A 14,244-nucleotide genomic window follows, 5' to 3' on the forward strand; every position below is an offset into this window, starting at 1 on the left:
CCGGGCTATGCGCCGTACGGCCGCGCCAGCCGGGCCTCCCGGAGCGCCACCGCCCACCAGGTCAGCTGGCGGAGCAGGGCGTCGGCGGCCTTCGCCACCGGGGCGGGGTCGCGCGGCTCGCCCGCGTCGTCGAAGAGGTTGCCGGCCATCGGGAAGCTGACCGTTTCGCGCACCGTGGTGGCATGCAACTCGGCGAAGACCAGCCGCAGTTGCTCGACGGCGCGCAGGCCGCCGGAGATCCCGCCGTACGAGACGAAGCCCACCGGCTTGGCCTGCCACTGGGGACGCAGCAGGTCGATGGCGTGCTTGAGCGGGGCCGGGAAGGAGTGGTTGTACTCCGGGGTGATCACGACGAACGCGTCCGCCTGGTCGATGCGCTTGGCGAAGGAGGTGTGTGCCTCGGTGCCGGCGCGGAGCTCGTACGGGCGGATGGTGTCCAGGTCGATGACGTCGACGTCGATATGGGCGTGGGTCTCGGCGTGCCGGGTGAACCAGTTCGCGATGACGGGCGCGAACCGGCCCTCCCGGGTGCTGCCGACGATCACGGCGAGGGTGTGGCGGTGCTCGGACATGCGGGGCCCTTCGTGGCGGGAGCGCGCGGCCGGAAAGGCGCGCGCACGGCGGTGTTGCCGTCAGGACCCCGAGGCTAGAACCTCAAGTAATCTTGAGGTCAAGGCGTGTTGCCGGGCCGCCGGGTCACCCCTCGCCGAAGAGCTTCAGCAGCTCCGCCTTCTCGAACATCCGGGCGGTGTCGATCGCCGAGGGCGTACCCGCCGCCGGGTCCGCACCGTGTGCGACGAGGACCTTGATGACCTCGTCCTCGCCCTTGAAAACCGCCCCGGCCAGCGGCGTCTGACCGCGGTCGTTGGGGCGGTTGGCGTCGCCGCCGCGCTGCAACAGGGCCTCCACGGTCGCCGCGTGACCGTGGTAGGCGGCGAGCATCACCAGGGAGTCGCCCTTGTCGTTCGTCAGGTTGGCGGGCACGCCCGCGTCCACATATGCGGCGACGGTGTCGGTGTCACCGTGCCGCGCCAGGTCGAACACCTTGGCCGCGAGCTGCAGCACCTCAGGGTCGTGCGCGTGCTCGATCGCCTCGGGCCCCTGCGGCTGGGAATTCGCGTCGCTCATGGTCGCCGGCCTCCTGTTGTGGTGGGTGGTGCTCCGGTGCACGGGAGGTGCTCCGGGGCACTCGTGCGCTGTCGTCTGTCCTCGCCACCCTATGCAGGCCGGGACGCGCGGGGCAGCGCCCACGGCCGCCGTTTCGCGGGGAGCGCGCGACGTCGTCTGACCGGGCCGGATCGCCCGGTCAGAAAAGGTCCGGGCACCACGGTCGGCGCGCCGTGCGCAGCAGCGCGTCGGCGGTGGCGAGCGCGCCCGGCCGCTCCTCTTGGATCCGGCCCAGCGCCGCCAGCCGGCCGGCCGCCGCGTCACCCAGGCAGAGCGCGCCCAACTCGCCCACGTCCAAGGTGAGTTCGGCGGAGCGGGTGGTCGGCGTGCAGCTGGTCCCCGCCGGGCTCGCGTCCAGGAGGAAGCGGCCGCCGGCCAGCCCGGCGCGGTCCTCGACCTCCAGGACGAGGGTGGCGGCCACCGGGTACGTACGGGCCTCCAGGAGGCGGGGAACGTCCAGCGGCCGCAGCCACAGGTAGTCGGAGTGCTCGTCGACGGCCGCCGCCCGTGGGTCGCCCAGGAAGTCCGGCAGCAGATCGTCGGGCGCGCGGCAGCCCGTGGTGACGTGCCGCACCCAGTCGATGGAGCACAGGTACTGCCACAGGGCCCGCTCGGCGGCGGGCGAGGTCGCGATCAGACGGTGCACATGCGCGGTGTTCTCCGGCCGCTTGGCCTCCCAGCGCGCCTCGTAGGAGTAACTGGCCAGGCCCTCGATCTCACCGGTGGGGGAGCGGTAGACGGCGTGGTGCCGCTCCCCCGCGGTGTCGCCGGTCAGCCGCACGGCCCCGGTGTCCCGCTGCCACCACCAGTGATTACGGGAGACCGCGCCGGGCACCTGGACGCGGAAGCGGTCATGGAGGCCGGGCCCGAACTCGCGGACCTCCTCCGGGGTGGCCAAGCCGATCCGGCCGCCGCTCTCCGGGGCGGCGTGCCGCGGGTCGAGCGCGGCGCGGGCCGTATCGATGCGCCAGCTGGTGGTCCAGGACGCCGGCCCAAAACCGAACCGCCCGTAGATCGGGTACTCGGCGGCGATCAGGCTCGCGACGACGTCGCCGCGCTCCTTGGCGGCCCGCAGGTCGTTCGCCATGATCCGGCTCAGCAGGCCGCGGCGGCGGTGGGTGGGCAGGACCGTCACGGCGGAGACGGCGTCGGCGGGGACGACCGCCCCGCCGACCACCGTCAGCTCCTGCGCGAAGCTGCGGAAGGTGGCGACGCAGCGTCCGCCGTCGTACGCGCCCCAGGTCCGCTCGGGGTCGTAATCCGCCTTCCGGAACGCGATGTCCTCGTCGGACGCCTCCGCCGGGCGCAGAAACCCCGTCGCCAGGGCCGTGATCCAGTCGCGGAGGTCATCGTCGCCGATCGTGCGGATCTCTGGGCTCATGCCCGCACGCTAGCCACGGGCGGGCGGGCGCGTCGCACGCTTTTCCGGATTCTCTGCCGCACCCGCCGCTGTCAGACCCCCGCCGTACCGTCGACGACATGAGGACCGCAGCGCTCCCCGCCCGTCAGAACGCCGCCCGGATCTCCCCCACGCGCGCCCCGCCGCCCAGCAGCGGTACGTCGTCGATCTGCGCCAGTACGGGGTCGTCGATGCCCATCTGGCGCAGGACGCGCGCCAGCACGGGGCCCAGGGTGCGGGCCGCGCCATCGTCGATCTTGAAGGCCAGGGCCCGGCCGTCGGGCAGGGCCAGCGCCTGGACGGCCTCGGCGCCCATCTTGGACAGCGTGCCGGGCAGGGCCCGCATCAGCCACGTGTCGGGGCGGCGGGTACCGGCGACGTACTCGGGGTGGGCGCGCATGGCATCCGCGACCCGACGCTCCGGGGTGCCGGGATCGGCCAGGACGAAGTGGCGGAAGGCGCGGGCCAGACCGGTCAGCGACAGGGACATCAGGGGCGCGCCGCAGCCGTCCGTGCCGATGTGCGCGACGTCCTCGCCGCCGGCCTCCCGGACGCCCGCCAGGATCAGCTGCTGGAGCGGGTGGTCCTGGTCCAGGTAGGAGTCGAGCGGCCAGCCGTTGAGGGCGCTGGCGGCCAGCATCGCGGTGTGCTTGCCGGAGCAGTTCATGGCGAGCGGCTCGCGGACGTTGCCCGCGGCCAGATAGGCCTCCGCCTCCGCCGGGTCCAGCGGCAGGTCGGGCGGCGTCTGCAGCTGCCCGGCGGTCAGGCCGTGCTCGGTGAGCATGGTGCGGACGAGATCGAGGTGGAAGGGCTCGCCGGAGTGGCTCGCGGCGGCCAGCGCCAGCCGCTCGCCCGCCAGGTCCAGACCGGCCCGCAGCACGGCCGCGGCCTGCATCGGCTTGTTGGACGAGCGGGGGAAGACGGGGGCGGCGATATCGCCGAGCGACCACTCCACGCTGCCGTCGGCGGCCAGCACCACCAGGGAACCGCGGTGGCGGCCCTCGACGAAGCCGGAGCGGACGACCTCGGCGAGGACGGGGGAGGTGGGGGCTTCCGGGGACTGCGCAGATACCGGTGCTGCTACCGGTGTGGATACCGGGTCGGATATCGGGCGGGGCGAGGTCATCGGCTGCCTTCCGGAGGATGAGATGGACCCGCACCCCGAGGGCTTGTGGCCTGGTCAGGACAGCAGGTCGTCGACTTGTGCTTCACCTTCACGGTACCTGCGGGCAATCTCGCCGCTGCAATCATCGGCCATCCGCTGCAGCGACTGACGGCGCAGCGAGATCCCCCGCTCGTGACGGATCAGCCGCGCCATCGCCGCATGCAGCTCCTCGTCCGTCCGGGCGCCCAGATCGGACAGCTCCACCTCGCCGAGCATCTCCTCGGCCAGCAGGCGGTACTCCTCGCTGTGCGGCGTGCCCAGCGTCACATGCCGGGCCGAGGAGCGGTGCCGCGACGGGACGTCCGTGAGGATCTCCGGGAGGCGGTCCAGCAGCGGCGAATGCGGCGCGGTCCGGTGGGCGATCTCGGCCCGCAGGATGTCGATCCGGCCCTGGAGCAGCCGCCGCAGATAGCTCAGATCGGCCTCTTCCTGCTGCGAGTCCCGCCGCACCACGCGCAGCTCGGGCAGGCCCAGACCGGACAGGTCGGGCGTGGCGACGGGGCGGAAGCGGTCTCGCTGCTGCGGCGGGCGGGGGTGCTGCGCCTGGCCTGCCTGGGGCATGGGGCCATCCTCGGTACGGGCGGGCTCGATACGAGCCGTTGCCGTGGTCGTCAGGGCGTTGGGCGGCGTCAGAGCGGTGGGCATCTCTGGGGCGGTCGGTCTCATACGGGCGGCCGACGGCGCGGGCGCGGTCGGTGTCGTACGGGCGGCTGGTACGGGACCGGGTGTCTGCCCGGAGCCGGCAGTGGTCATGAGTCGTTCCGTCCCCTTGTCCGGTGCGGCATCCAGGGCATGTTGTCCGTGAAACGCACCACGTGCACGCATCGTGCCACTCTGGGCGGTCCGTGTGCAGGGCGAGGGCACCCGAACGGCCCCTGTGGGGGTACGGCCGTCCGAAGGGCGAGACGCTCGGGGCATGATGGCGCGTATGCGAGCAGTGGTACAGAGGGTGAACGGCGCACGCGTCGAGGTGGCGGGCGAAACGGTCGGGGAGATCGTCGGGGAAGGGCTCTGCGTGCTGGTGGGAGTCACGCACGAGGACACCCGCGAGAAGGCGGCGCAGCTCGCCCGCAAGCTGTGGTCGGTCCGGATCCTCCAGGACGAGAAGTCCTGTTCGGACAACGGCGCGCCGCTCCTGGTGATCAGCCAGTTCACTCTCTACGGTGACGCCCGCAAGGGTCGCCGCCCCACCTGGAACGCCGCCGCCCCCGGCCCGGTCGCCGAGCCCCTCGTCGACGAGGTCGTCGCCCAACTCCGCGCCCTGGGCGCCCGGGTGGAGACCGGCCGCTTCGGCGCGGACATGAAGGTGGCCCTGACGAACGACGGGCCGTTCACGGTGCTGGTGGAGGTTTAGGGCCTGTCCGATGGGTCATGGCCGGGCCCTAGGACCCAGCCGGGCCCCGCCGCCCTACGTGGCGAGGCCCGGCCCGACCATGATCCGCCGGTCAGGCCCTACGGCTCGACCACGACCTCCTGTGCCGCCGCCGTCCCCCCGGCCATCAGCTCCGCGTCCACCGGGACGTTCCGCTTGATCAGGGCGAGCGCGATCGGGCCGAGCTCGTGGTGGCGGGCCGAGGTGGTGACGAAGCCGAGCTGGCGGCCCTCCTCGCCCTCCGAGGCCAGGCGCACGGGGGCGCCGTGCGGCGGGAGATGGACCTCGCTGCCGTCCAGGTGGAGGAAGACCAGCCGGCGCGGCGGCTTGCCCAGGTTGTGGACCCGGGCGACCGTCTCCTGGCCGCGGTAGCAGCCCTTTTGGAGGTGTACGGCGGTGCCGATCCAGCCCAACTCGTGCGGGATGGTGCGGTGGTCGGTCTCCAGGCCCAGGCGCGGCCGGTGCGCCTCGACGCGCAGGGCTTCGAGGGCGAGGATGCCGATGGCCGGTCCGTGGTCCGCCGCGAAGGACTCCAGCTCGGCGCGGGGCAGGAAGAAGTCGCGGCCGTGCGGGGTCTCGCGTACGGCGGCGCCCTTGGGGGCCTCGGCGATGGAGCCGGCCGGTACATGGACCACGGCGATCTCCGCGGTGCGGTCGGCGACCTCGACCCGGTAGAAGAACTTCATGCTCTCCAGGTAGGCGATCAGCGCCTCCTGATTACCGGGCTCGGTGTGCAGCCAGGTGGTCTCGCCGTCGTCGACGAGGTACAGGGCGTGCTCGATGTGGCCGTGCGCGGAGAGGATCAGCGCCTCGGTGGCCTGGCCGGGCGGCAGATCGCTGACGTGCTGGGTGAGCAGCAGATGCAGCCAGCTCAGCCGCTCGGCGCCGGTGACCGTGACCACGCCGCGGTGGGAGAGGTCCACGAAGCCGGAGCCGTCGGCGAGGGCGCGTTGCTCGCGGAAGAGATCGCCGTAGTGCGCCGCGACGCCTTCGTCGGGAGCCTCGGCGGCAACGGCGCCGGGAAGCGACAGCAGCGGGCTGGCGGGTGAATGTCGCAGCATGCATCCAGCCTACGGCGCGGCTAATCCTGCTTCCGAGCGGCCTTCTCCGTGCATGCCGCACACCGCCCGAAGATCGCGAAGTGCTTCATATCGGTCTCGAAGCCGAACTGACCCCGCAGTTGGGTCGTGAGGAGGTCGGCGACCGAAAGGTCCGCCTCGATGACGTCCGTGCAGTCCCGGCACACCAGGTGGATGTGGTGATGGCGGTCGGCCAGGTGGTACGTCGGCGAGCCGTGCCCGAGGTGCGCATGGCTGACCAGGCCGAGTTCTTCCAGCAGCTCCAGGGTCCGGTAGACCGTGGAGATGTTCACGCCGCCCGCCGTCTTGCGCACCTCGGTGAGGATGTCGTCGGGGGTGGCGTGCTCCAGCCTGTCCACGGCCTCCAGGACGAGCTGGCGCTGTGGGGTCAGGCGGTACCCGCGCCTGCGGAGGTCGCTCTGCCAGTCGGTCGTCACCACACGCCCAGTATGAAGTGTTCTCCCCGCGAGGGCGAAGAATTCCTGCCTGCCCCGCGGCCGCGGGCCGGGTGCCGCGACCGCCGGGTGGTGCCAGGTGCCGGTCAGCCCTCGTAGGGCGTGCCGTCCGGGCGGAAGAAGGAGACGCCGTCCGGCATGTCGTCGGGAAGGCTCTCCGCCCATGCCTTCAGATCGCCGACCTTCTTCAGGTGCGCCGACATGTAGGGCCGCAGCGGCACCTCGGGGGTGGTCTTCTCGCCGACCCACATCAGGTCGCCGTTGACGTAGCCGTAGAGGCGCTTGCCGCCGCTGTACGGGCCGGACGCGGCGGTGCGGGCGACGGCGTCGGTGGCCAGGTCGATCTGCGGCTTCTGGTCGGCCAGCTCGCCGTACCAGACCTCCGCCACGCCCTGGTCGCGGACCATCACGATCTCGACCTTGCGGTCGGCGTCGATGCGCCAGTAGCCGCTCTCGGTCTCCAGCGGGCGGACCTTCTTGCCCTCGCCGTCGAGCACCCAGCTGTGCGAGGTGTATTCGAGGAAGTCACGGCCGTCGTGGCTGAAGGTGACCTCCTGCCCGAAGTTGCACTTTTCGGCGCCCGGGAAGTCGGACACGCCCGCGCCCTCCCAGGTGCCGAGGAGGAAGGCGAGCGGCACCAGGGCCGGGTTCAGGTCGGACGGGATCTCGATCATGAGAGCTCAGGCGATCTATAGAGAGGGGAGGGTTTGCTCGGCGGGACCGTCAGCGCTGGCCCTGGTACAGCTTCTTCCAGGTCAGGCCGGCGAAAGCGATGACGCCGACGGCGACCAGAACGAGCAGGGTGGTGAAGACTGCCTCAAGCACGAGCGCGCTCCTTGGGCGGAGTGTGGTGTAACGGACCGCCTGTGAGTCTAGTCGGCGCCGGTGTCGGCGGCGCTGTGAGGTCCGCCGCCCCGGCCTACGCTGGGCATATGGCGAAAAAGCTCGTGATCAAGGTGACGGCGGGTGCGGACGCGCCCGAACGGTGCTCACAGGCGTTCACGGTGGCGGCGGTGGCGGTGGCCGGCGGCGTCGAGGTGTCGCTGTGGCTGACCGGGGAATCGGCGTGGTTCGCACTGCCGGGCCGGGCCGCCGAGTTCGAGCTGGCCCATGCGGCGCCGCTGCCGGAGCTGATCGACAAGATCCTGGCGGGCGGCGGGGCGATCACGGTGTCCACCCAGTGCGCGGCCCGGCGCGGCATCGAGCAGAAGGACCTGATCGACCGCGCGGGGCTCGCCGGCGCGCAGGTCTTCGTCAGCGAGATCATGCCGGAGGGCGTGCAGGCGCTGGTGTACTGAGCCCGGCGTACGGGAGCCCGTCCGGTCCACGGAGGCGGCGGCCTACTGCGGGTGCTGCTGGTCGTCCCGGTCGTCCAGCTCGCGCCACCAGCGGTCGGACTCCGGGTCGCCGGACTCGTCCCACCAGCGTTCGCCGGGCTCCCGGCGGTTGCCGACGATCGCCGCGACGGGCGGGATGACCATGGCGACCACGCACATCGCCACCGCGACCGGCACGGACCACAGCCGCACCACGCTCCACGCCAGCACGAACAGCACCAGGCACACGCCCATCAGGAGGAAGTACCTGCGATGACGGCGCTGTGGTGCTGACAGCCGACGGTGCGCGGACATAAGTCCACGGTAAATCCGCCGGTGACGGGAGAGAAGCCCGGTGGCAGCGCGGAGGGCCGCACCCCGGCAAAGGCGTCCAAACCCCTGGGGTGCGGCCCTCCGGCATGGGGGCCCTCCCAGCGTCAGCTGGGGGAGAGTGCCGTGTGTCAGACGGCGATGGCGACCTCCGCCAGGCCGCCCTTCTGGGCGACGACGGTGCGGTCGGCGGTGCCGCCCGGAACGAGCGCACGCAGCGTCCAGGTGCCCTCGGCCGCGTAGAAGCGGAACTGTCCGGTCGCCGAGGTGGGGACCTCGGCGGTGAACTCGCCGGTGCTGTCGAGGAGACGGACGTAGCCGGTGACGGGCTGGCCGTCGCGGGTCACGCTGCCCTGGATGGTCGTCTCACCGGGCTTGATGGTCGAGGCGTCGGGGCCGCCTGCCTGTGCTCCACACATGGGGGTACTTCCTTGAGGGGTAAGGGAGAAGCTCTGAGGGTTACTTGTTGGCGCCGAGCTCGATCGGCACGCCGACCAGCGAGCCGTACTCGGTCCACGAGCCGTCGTAGTTCTTGACGTTGCTCTGGCCGAGCAGCTCGTGCAGCACGAACCAGGTCAGCGCGGAGCGCTCACCGATGCGGCAGTAGGCGATGGTGTCCTTCGCCAGGTCGACGGTCTCCTCCTCGTAGAGGGCCTTGAGCTCGTCGTCCGACTTGAAGGTGCCGTCGTCGTTGGCGTTCTTCGACCACGGGATGTTGCGGGCGCTGGGAACGTGGCCGGGGCGCTGCGACTGCTCCTGGGGGAGGTGAGCGGGCGCGAGCAGCTTGCCGCTGAACTCGTCGGGGGAGCGCACGTCGACGAGGTTGAGGTTGTCGATCGCGGCGACGACGTCGTCACGGAAGGCGCGGATGGAGGTGTCCTGGGCCTTGGCCTTGTACTCGGTGGCCGGGCGGGCGGGGACCTCGGAACCGTCGACCAGGTCGCGCGAGTCCAGCTCCCACTTCTTGCGGCCGCCGTCGAGCAGCTTGACGCTGCCGTGGCCGTAGAGCTTGAAGTACCAGTAGGCGTAGGAGGCGAACCAGTTGTTGTTGCCGCCGTAGAGCACGACGGTGTCGTCGTTGGCGATGCCCTTGGCCGACAGCAGCTGCTCGAAGCCCGCCTGGTCGACGAAGTCGCGGCGCACCGGGTCCTGGAGGTCCTTCTTCCAGTCGATGCGGACCGCGTTCTTGATGTGGTTCTTGTCGTAGGCCGAGGTGTCCTCGTCAACCTCGACGATCACGACCTTCGGGTCCTCGAGGTGGGCCTCGACCCAGTCGGCGTCTACGAGGACGTCGCTACGGCTCATGTTCTTCTCCTCCGGGGCAGTTGCGGGGGGCAGTGGCAGGTTTGCACGCGGGTGCGCCAGGTGTGCGCTGCGGCGCCACGCCAGACGGGGGGTCTGTACGAGGGGTGCCGCGCGGCGCTGCGCGGGGGACATGCAGGGACGGCCCGAGGGGCGGGCCGGGTGAAGACGGGGAGCGGAGTGCCCGTCAGGCAGGGCGACAGAGCATGGCGGCGACGCGGCACAGGTCGACTGCCCGCCGCTTCGTCAGTACCGCTTGTCTCCGTGGACGGAGACCGCTCAATGCGCTCTGCATGGCACCGATCGTAGGGACGGACGACCGGGCATGTCACCGGTGCCTCAAATACTGAGACGTGATTGTCCGCAATGTGGGATACGAGGGTGCGGGGCGGGGGTGCGGGCGGGTCCGCGGTGTCCGGTGTGCCGGTGGGGGGTCTGGGGTGCGGACGGCGCCGTCTCAGGGTGTGGACGCGGCGGGCCGGTGGGGCGGTCCGCCGCGGGAGCCCGGCCGGTCAGCTGGGAAGCTTGACGTCCGTGCCGGAGGCGGTGAGGGAGATGCCGTCCGCCTTCGTCGCCACCTTGTCCAGCTTCAGATTGCCGGGCAGCTGCGACAGCGTCCACTCGTGGTCCGTCTGCGAGCGCACGCTCGACTGGCAGCTCGGGATGGCCCGGCACATCGCGGGGATCTCGTCGGCGCGCAGCTTGACGGTGTTGCCGGAGACGGTGAGGGAACCGGTCACCTCGAGGCTGTTGAGCACCGGGATGTTCGGCGAGATCTTGACCTGGCTGCGGCCGTTCTTCTCACCGGCGTAGCTGATCTTGACGTCGCCGCCGGCCGCCTTGGTCAGGTCCGCGTAAGAGATGTGCGCCTGGCCGGTGGCCGAGGCGGCGCTCTGGATGGAGGTGTAGTCGCTGCCCAGCGTCACGTCGTGGAACTGGGCGCTCAGCTTGTCCACGCGCAGGGTGTGCCCGTCGGCGCTGGCCGACACGCCGCCGAGCTCCGCGTCCACCTCGTCCAGGCTGCGGCCGAGGACCTGGGTCAGGAACGGGAAGCCCTTGATCGAGACCTCGGGGGTCTTCTCCAGCCCCTGACTGCTGCGGATCTTGTCCGCCGCCATGTCCTCGGCGTAATTCACCGCGAGGCGGTCGCCGACCACGAACAGCGCGCCGAGTATGACGACGATGACCAGCAGCACTCGTAGTGCACGCATCGAACCACTACCCCCACACAAGGGCCGGTCGCCCGGCCGTGTCTTCGGTGCAAACGGCACAGGCCCCCTGCCTGCGCACCGGGAGCCTAAACGAGGACGCCCGGCGAGCGCGCCCCGCGGCCACCGGGAGGTGCGATCTCTCCCGGTTCTCCCGGATGATCTCGTGGTTCTCCCGGTGGCGGCCGGTCAGCCCAGGGCGCGGCCCAGGACGTAGACGGCGGGCGCGGCGAGCGCCAGCGGCAGCGCCACCCCGGCCGTCATGTGCACGAAGCGCGACGGGTAGTCGTAGCTGGCCACCCGCAGGCCGATGAGGGCGCAGCCGCCGGCCGCCAGGCCGAGCAGGGCGCCGGACGTCCCGAAGCCGGTCAGCTGCCCGGCCCCGATCCCGGCGCCCGCCGCCGCCACCAGGGCGATGGCCCCCGAGACGAACGAGGGCAGCGGCAGCGCGCGGGCGAGCGTCGCCACGGCGACCGCCGCGGCGCCGACCGAGACCGCGTGCGGGGCGGCGGCCAGGTGGCCGGAGGCGAGCACCGCCAGCGCGGTCGAGGTGAGGCCCGCGGTCAGCGCGTACATCCGCTCGTCGGCGCTGCTGCGATTGCGCAGCTGGAGGACGAGAACGAACATGCACCACACGCCGAGCGTGCCGATGGCGACCACGGGCGCGTCCGCGCGGTCGGTGGCCAGCAGCGCGACATCGGTGGTGAGTCCGGCCAGGAAGGCGAGCGCGATGCCCTGGCGGGCGGGCCACATGCCGTTCAGCCGGAACCAGCCGGCCGCCGTGACCGCCTGGAGCAGCACGACCGGCACGGCGAGCACCGGACGGGGCAGCGGCGCGGTCAGCGCGAGCAGCGCGGCGAGTACGGCGGTCAGCACGGCCGGCTGCATGCCGGGCGCGATGATCGGCGAGCGGCCCTCGGCGCGGGCCCGCTGATTGGGCGCCAGGTGCGCGGTGGACGCGGGCGCGGGCGCGCCGGCGGCGGTGCCGGGCCGGGTCGGCTGCGGGTGCTGCCGGGCGTCCGGCTCCTGGGGCGCCAGGGTGGCCTGGTGGTGCTGGGAGGGGAAGGCAGCGGGGTCCGCGGGCGGCGGCGTGCCGTACGGGGCCTGGCCGTAGGCGTCCTGGCCGTACTGCTCCTGGCCGTGCCCGTACTGCGGCTGCTGTTGCGCGTACGGGTCGTACGGCTGCGGCGCCGGCTGCCGGTCGTACGGCGGCCCGTAGGGCTCCTGCGGCTGGTACCCGGGGTACTGCTGCGGCTGGTTGTCGCTCATGATCGTGTGCTCACCCTCCGGCGAACGGGGGCAGGACCTCGACGGTGCCGCCCTGGGACAGTTCGACCGTCGCGTGGTCCCGGGAGCCGACGGTGGTGCCGTTCACCAGGAAAGAGCAGCGCATGAGGACGCGTGCGAACTCCGGGTTGGCGGCGTGCGCGGCGCGCGCCGCGTCCAGTGCCTCGGCGAGCGTGCTCGCCGTGTACGGCTCCTCGGCCGTACCGGCCGCGGCCTTGGCCGCCGCCCAGTAACGCACGGTGCCTGTTGTTGTCACGACGGCCCCTTCTCCTTCGTTGCCGCCACCATGATGGCGCACGCGGCGACCGGTCCCGCTCCCGGCCGGGGCCCGGCGATGGCTCGCGAGGGCCTTCCGCGAACCCGGATATTCGATTGCCGAAGGCAATTTTTCCCTTAGGCTCGGTTCGTGTTGGTCCGACTAGCGCGGGCGCATCTGCGCCCCCACAGGCGCTCTATATCCCTGATCGTGCTGCTCCAGCTGATCCAGACGCTGGCAAATCTCTATCTCCCCACCCTCAACGCCGACATCATCGACAACGGTGTCGTCAAGGGGGATACGGGCTACATACTCAGCCTCGGCGGCTTCATGATCGCCGTCACGGTCCTCCAGATCCTCTGCGCCATCGGCGCGGTCTACTTCGGCGCCCGTACGGCCATGGCGCTGGGCCGCGACATCCGCGCCGCCGTCTTCGACCGGGTGCAGTCCTTCTCCTCCCGCGAAATGGGCACGTTCGGCGCACCCTCGCTGATCACCCGGACCACCAATGACGTCCAGCAGGTCCAGATGCTGGTGCTGATGACGTTCACGATGATGGTCTCGGCGCCGATCATGTGCGTCGGCGGCGTGGTCATGGCACTGAACCAGGACGTGACGCTGTCGGGCACCCTCCTGGTCATCGTCCCGGTCCTCGGGATCTTCGTCTCACTGATCGTCCGCCGGATGCGTCCGCTCTTCCGCGGGGTGCAGACCCGTATCGACACGGTCAACCGCGTGCTGCGCGAGCAGATCACGGGCATCCGGGTCATCCGCGCCTTCGTCCGCGACCAACACGAACGCGAGCGGTTCGCCGGCGCCAACACCGACCTCTACGACATCTCGCTGCGCGCCGGCCGGCTGATGTCGATGATGTTCCCGCTGGTCATGCTGATCGTGAACCTCTCCAGCGTGGCCGTCGTCTGGTTCGGCGGGCTGCGTATCGACAGCGGCGAGATGCAGATCGGCGCGCTGACGGCGTTCCTCAGCTACCTCATGTACATCCTGATGTCGATCATGATGGCGACGTTCATGGTGATGATGCTGCCGCGCGCCGAGGTCTGCGCCGAGCGCATCCAGGAGGTGCTCGGCACGGACACCAGCGTCGTCCCGCCGCACCACCCCGTCACCGAGCTGCGCCGCCACGGCGAGCTGGAACTGCGCGGTGTCGAGTTCCGCTTCCCGGGCGCCGAGGAGCCGGTCCTCAAGGACATCTCGCTGACCGCCCGCCCCGGCGAGACCACCGCCGTCATCGGCTCGACCGGCTCCGGCAAGTCGACCCTCCTCGGGCTCGTACCGCGGCTCTTCGACGCCACCGGCGGCACGGTCCTGGTGGACGGCGAGGACGTCCGCACCCTCGACGAGGAGACGCTGGCGACGGCCATCGGCCTGGTCCCGCAGAAGCCGTATCTCTTCTCCGGCACGGTCGCCACGAACCTCCGTTACGGCAATCCGAGGGCCACCGACGAGGAGCTGTGGCACGCCCTCGAAACCGCCCAGGCGCGCGAGTTCGTCGAGCGGATGGACGGCGGCCTGGACGCCGCCATCGCCCAGGGCGGCTCCAATGTCTCCGGCGGCCAGCGGCAGCGCCTCGCGATCGCGCGGGCGCTGGTCCGCAAGCCCGAGATCTACCTCTTCGACGACTCCTTCTCCGCCCTCGACTACGCCACCGACGCGGCGCTGCGGGCCGCGCTCTCCCGCGAGACGGACCGGGCGACGGTGGTGATCGTCGCGCAGCGGGTGTCGACCATCCGCGGCGCCGACCGGATCGTCGTCCTCGACGAGGGCAGGGTCGTCGGCACGGGCACGCATACCGAGCTGATGGCCGGCAACGACACGTACCGGGAGATCGTCCTCTCCCAGCTCACCGAGCAGGAGGCGGCGTGACCACCGCGGACAGGAAGCCCGGTA

18 protein-coding genes are annotated in these 14,244 nt (G+C 71.5%); 3 read left to right on the forward strand and 15 right to left on the reverse strand.

Features of this window, described 5'->3' with window-relative positions:
• Positions 1-5: 5 nt before the first annotated feature.
• From ACIRPT_RS15150 to ACIRPT_RS15170, 5 genes are all read right to left on the reverse strand, one after another.
• The gene (locus ACIRPT_RS15150) at positions 6-572 is read right to left on the reverse strand and encodes an NADPH-dependent FMN reductase (protein ID WP_403827145.1); all 567 of its coding nucleotides are present in this window, start codon (positions 570-572) and stop codon (positions 6-8) included.
• 124 nt (positions 573-696) lie between these two features.
• On the reverse strand, positions 697-1,128 hold the full coding sequence (locus ACIRPT_RS15155; RefSeq protein WP_403827147.1) for an ankyrin repeat domain-containing protein: 432 nt from the start codon (positions 1,126-1,128) through the stop codon (positions 697-699).
• Positions 1,129-1,306: 178 nt separating this feature from the next.
• Positions 1,307-2,548: a GNAT family N-acetyltransferase gene (locus ACIRPT_RS15160; RefSeq protein ID WP_403827149.1), complete on the reverse strand. Its 1,242-nt coding sequence runs from the start codon at positions 2,546-2,548 to the stop codon at positions 1,307-1,309.
• Between the two features lie 124 nt (positions 2,549-2,672).
• Positions 2,673-3,692, reverse strand: a complete 1,020-nt coding sequence (locus ACIRPT_RS15165; RefSeq protein WP_403827151.1) for an asparaginase — start codon at positions 3,690-3,692, stop codon at positions 2,673-2,675.
• Between the two features lie 54 nt (positions 3,693-3,746).
• Complete coding sequence (locus ACIRPT_RS15170; RefSeq protein WP_403827154.1) at positions 3,747-4,292, reverse strand: ABC transporter substrate-binding protein; 546 nt, start codon at positions 4,290-4,292, stop codon at positions 3,747-3,749.
• Positions 4,293-4,659: 367 nt separating this feature from the next.
• Here ACIRPT_RS15170 and dtd point away from each other — a divergent pair, with 367 nt between their 5' ends.
• The gene (gene dtd, locus ACIRPT_RS15175; RefSeq protein WP_403511010.1) at positions 4,660-5,085 is read left to right on the forward strand and encodes a D-aminoacyl-tRNA deacylase; all 426 of its coding nucleotides are present in this window, start codon (positions 4,660-4,662) and stop codon (positions 5,083-5,085) included.
• A gap of 98 nt (positions 5,086-5,183) precedes the next feature.
• Here dtd and ACIRPT_RS15180 read toward each other — a convergent pair whose 3' ends face one another.
• The 3 genes from ACIRPT_RS15180 to ACIRPT_RS15190 all read right to left on the reverse strand — a co-directional run bounded on the left by ACIRPT_RS15180 (position 5,184) and on the right by ACIRPT_RS15190 (position 7,311).
• Positions 5,184-6,164 carry a YgfZ/GcvT domain-containing protein gene (locus tag ACIRPT_RS15180; RefSeq protein WP_403827156.1) on the reverse strand — a complete coding sequence of 327 codons (981 nt, stop codon included), beginning with the start codon at positions 6,162-6,164 and terminating at the stop codon, positions 5,184-5,186.
• A 20-nt stretch (positions 6,165-6,184) separates the two neighbouring features.
• Positions 6,185-6,622 carry a Fur family transcriptional regulator gene (locus tag ACIRPT_RS15185; protein ID WP_403827158.1) on the reverse strand — a complete coding sequence of 146 codons (438 nt, stop codon included), beginning with the start codon at positions 6,620-6,622 and terminating at the stop codon, positions 6,185-6,187.
• A 101-nt stretch (positions 6,623-6,723) separates the two neighbouring features.
• Positions 6,724-7,311: an FABP family protein gene (locus tag ACIRPT_RS15190; protein ID WP_403511017.1), complete on the reverse strand. Its 588-nt coding sequence runs from the start codon at positions 7,309-7,311 to the stop codon at positions 6,724-6,726.
• A 258-nt stretch (positions 7,312-7,569) separates the two neighbouring features.
• Here ACIRPT_RS15190 and ACIRPT_RS15195 point away from each other — a divergent pair, with 258 nt between their 5' ends.
• The gene (locus tag ACIRPT_RS15195) at positions 7,570-7,935 is read left to right on the forward strand and encodes a DsrE family protein (protein WP_403511020.1); all 366 of its coding nucleotides are present in this window, start codon (positions 7,570-7,572) and stop codon (positions 7,933-7,935) included.
• Between the two features lie 42 nt (positions 7,936-7,977).
• On the opposite strand, the gene ACIRPT_RS15200 is transcribed toward ACIRPT_RS15195, so the two are convergent.
• The 7 genes from ACIRPT_RS15200 to ACIRPT_RS15230 form a co-directional block, all read right to left on the reverse strand.
• On the reverse strand, positions 7,978-8,268 hold the full coding sequence (locus tag ACIRPT_RS15200) for a DUF3099 domain-containing protein (RefSeq protein ID WP_403511023.1): 291 nt from the start codon (positions 8,266-8,268) through the stop codon (positions 7,978-7,980).
• 146 nt (positions 8,269-8,414) lie between these two features.
• On the reverse strand, positions 8,415-8,702 hold the full coding sequence (locus ACIRPT_RS15205) for a DUF1416 domain-containing protein (protein WP_030660503.1): 288 nt from the start codon (positions 8,700-8,702) through the stop codon (positions 8,415-8,417).
• A gap of 40 nt (positions 8,703-8,742) precedes the next feature.
• Positions 8,743-9,588, reverse strand: coding sequence for a sulfurtransferase (locus tag ACIRPT_RS15210; RefSeq protein WP_403511025.1), 846 nt, complete (start codon positions 9,586-9,588; stop codon positions 8,743-8,745).
• Positions 9,589-9,772: 184 nt separating this feature from the next.
• The gene (locus ACIRPT_RS15215) at positions 9,773-9,880 is read right to left on the reverse strand and encodes a putative leader peptide (RefSeq protein WP_393538362.1); all 108 of its coding nucleotides are present in this window, start codon (positions 9,878-9,880) and stop codon (positions 9,773-9,775) included.
• Between the two features lie 217 nt (positions 9,881-10,097).
• The gene (locus ACIRPT_RS15220) at positions 10,098-10,796 is read right to left on the reverse strand and encodes a DUF2993 domain-containing protein (RefSeq protein ID WP_403827160.1); all 699 of its coding nucleotides are present in this window, start codon (positions 10,794-10,796) and stop codon (positions 10,098-10,100) included.
• Positions 10,797-10,982: 186 nt separating this feature from the next.
• The gene (locus ACIRPT_RS15225; protein WP_403827162.1) at positions 10,983-12,062 is read right to left on the reverse strand and encodes a hypothetical protein; all 1,080 of its coding nucleotides are present in this window, start codon (positions 12,060-12,062) and stop codon (positions 10,983-10,985) included.
• Positions 12,063-12,072: 10 nt separating this feature from the next.
• Positions 12,073-12,318 (reverse strand): MoaD/ThiS family protein, encoded by a 246-nt coding sequence (locus ACIRPT_RS15230; protein ID WP_403511378.1) that lies wholly within the window; start codon positions 12,316-12,318, stop codon positions 12,073-12,075.
• A gap of 168 nt (positions 12,319-12,486) precedes the next feature.
• Here ACIRPT_RS15230 and ACIRPT_RS15235 point away from each other — a divergent pair, with 168 nt between their 5' ends.
• Positions 12,487-14,220, forward strand: a complete 1,734-nt coding sequence (locus tag ACIRPT_RS15235) for an ABC transporter ATP-binding protein (RefSeq protein WP_403827164.1) — start codon at positions 12,487-12,489, stop codon at positions 14,218-14,220.
• Positions 14,221-14,244: the final 24 nt, after the last annotated feature.

The sequence above is a fragment of the Streptomyces sp. NPDC101227 genome, assembly GCF_044767545.1.
Classification (GTDB): domain Bacteria; phylum Actinomycetota; class Actinomycetes; order Streptomycetales; family Streptomycetaceae; genus Streptomyces.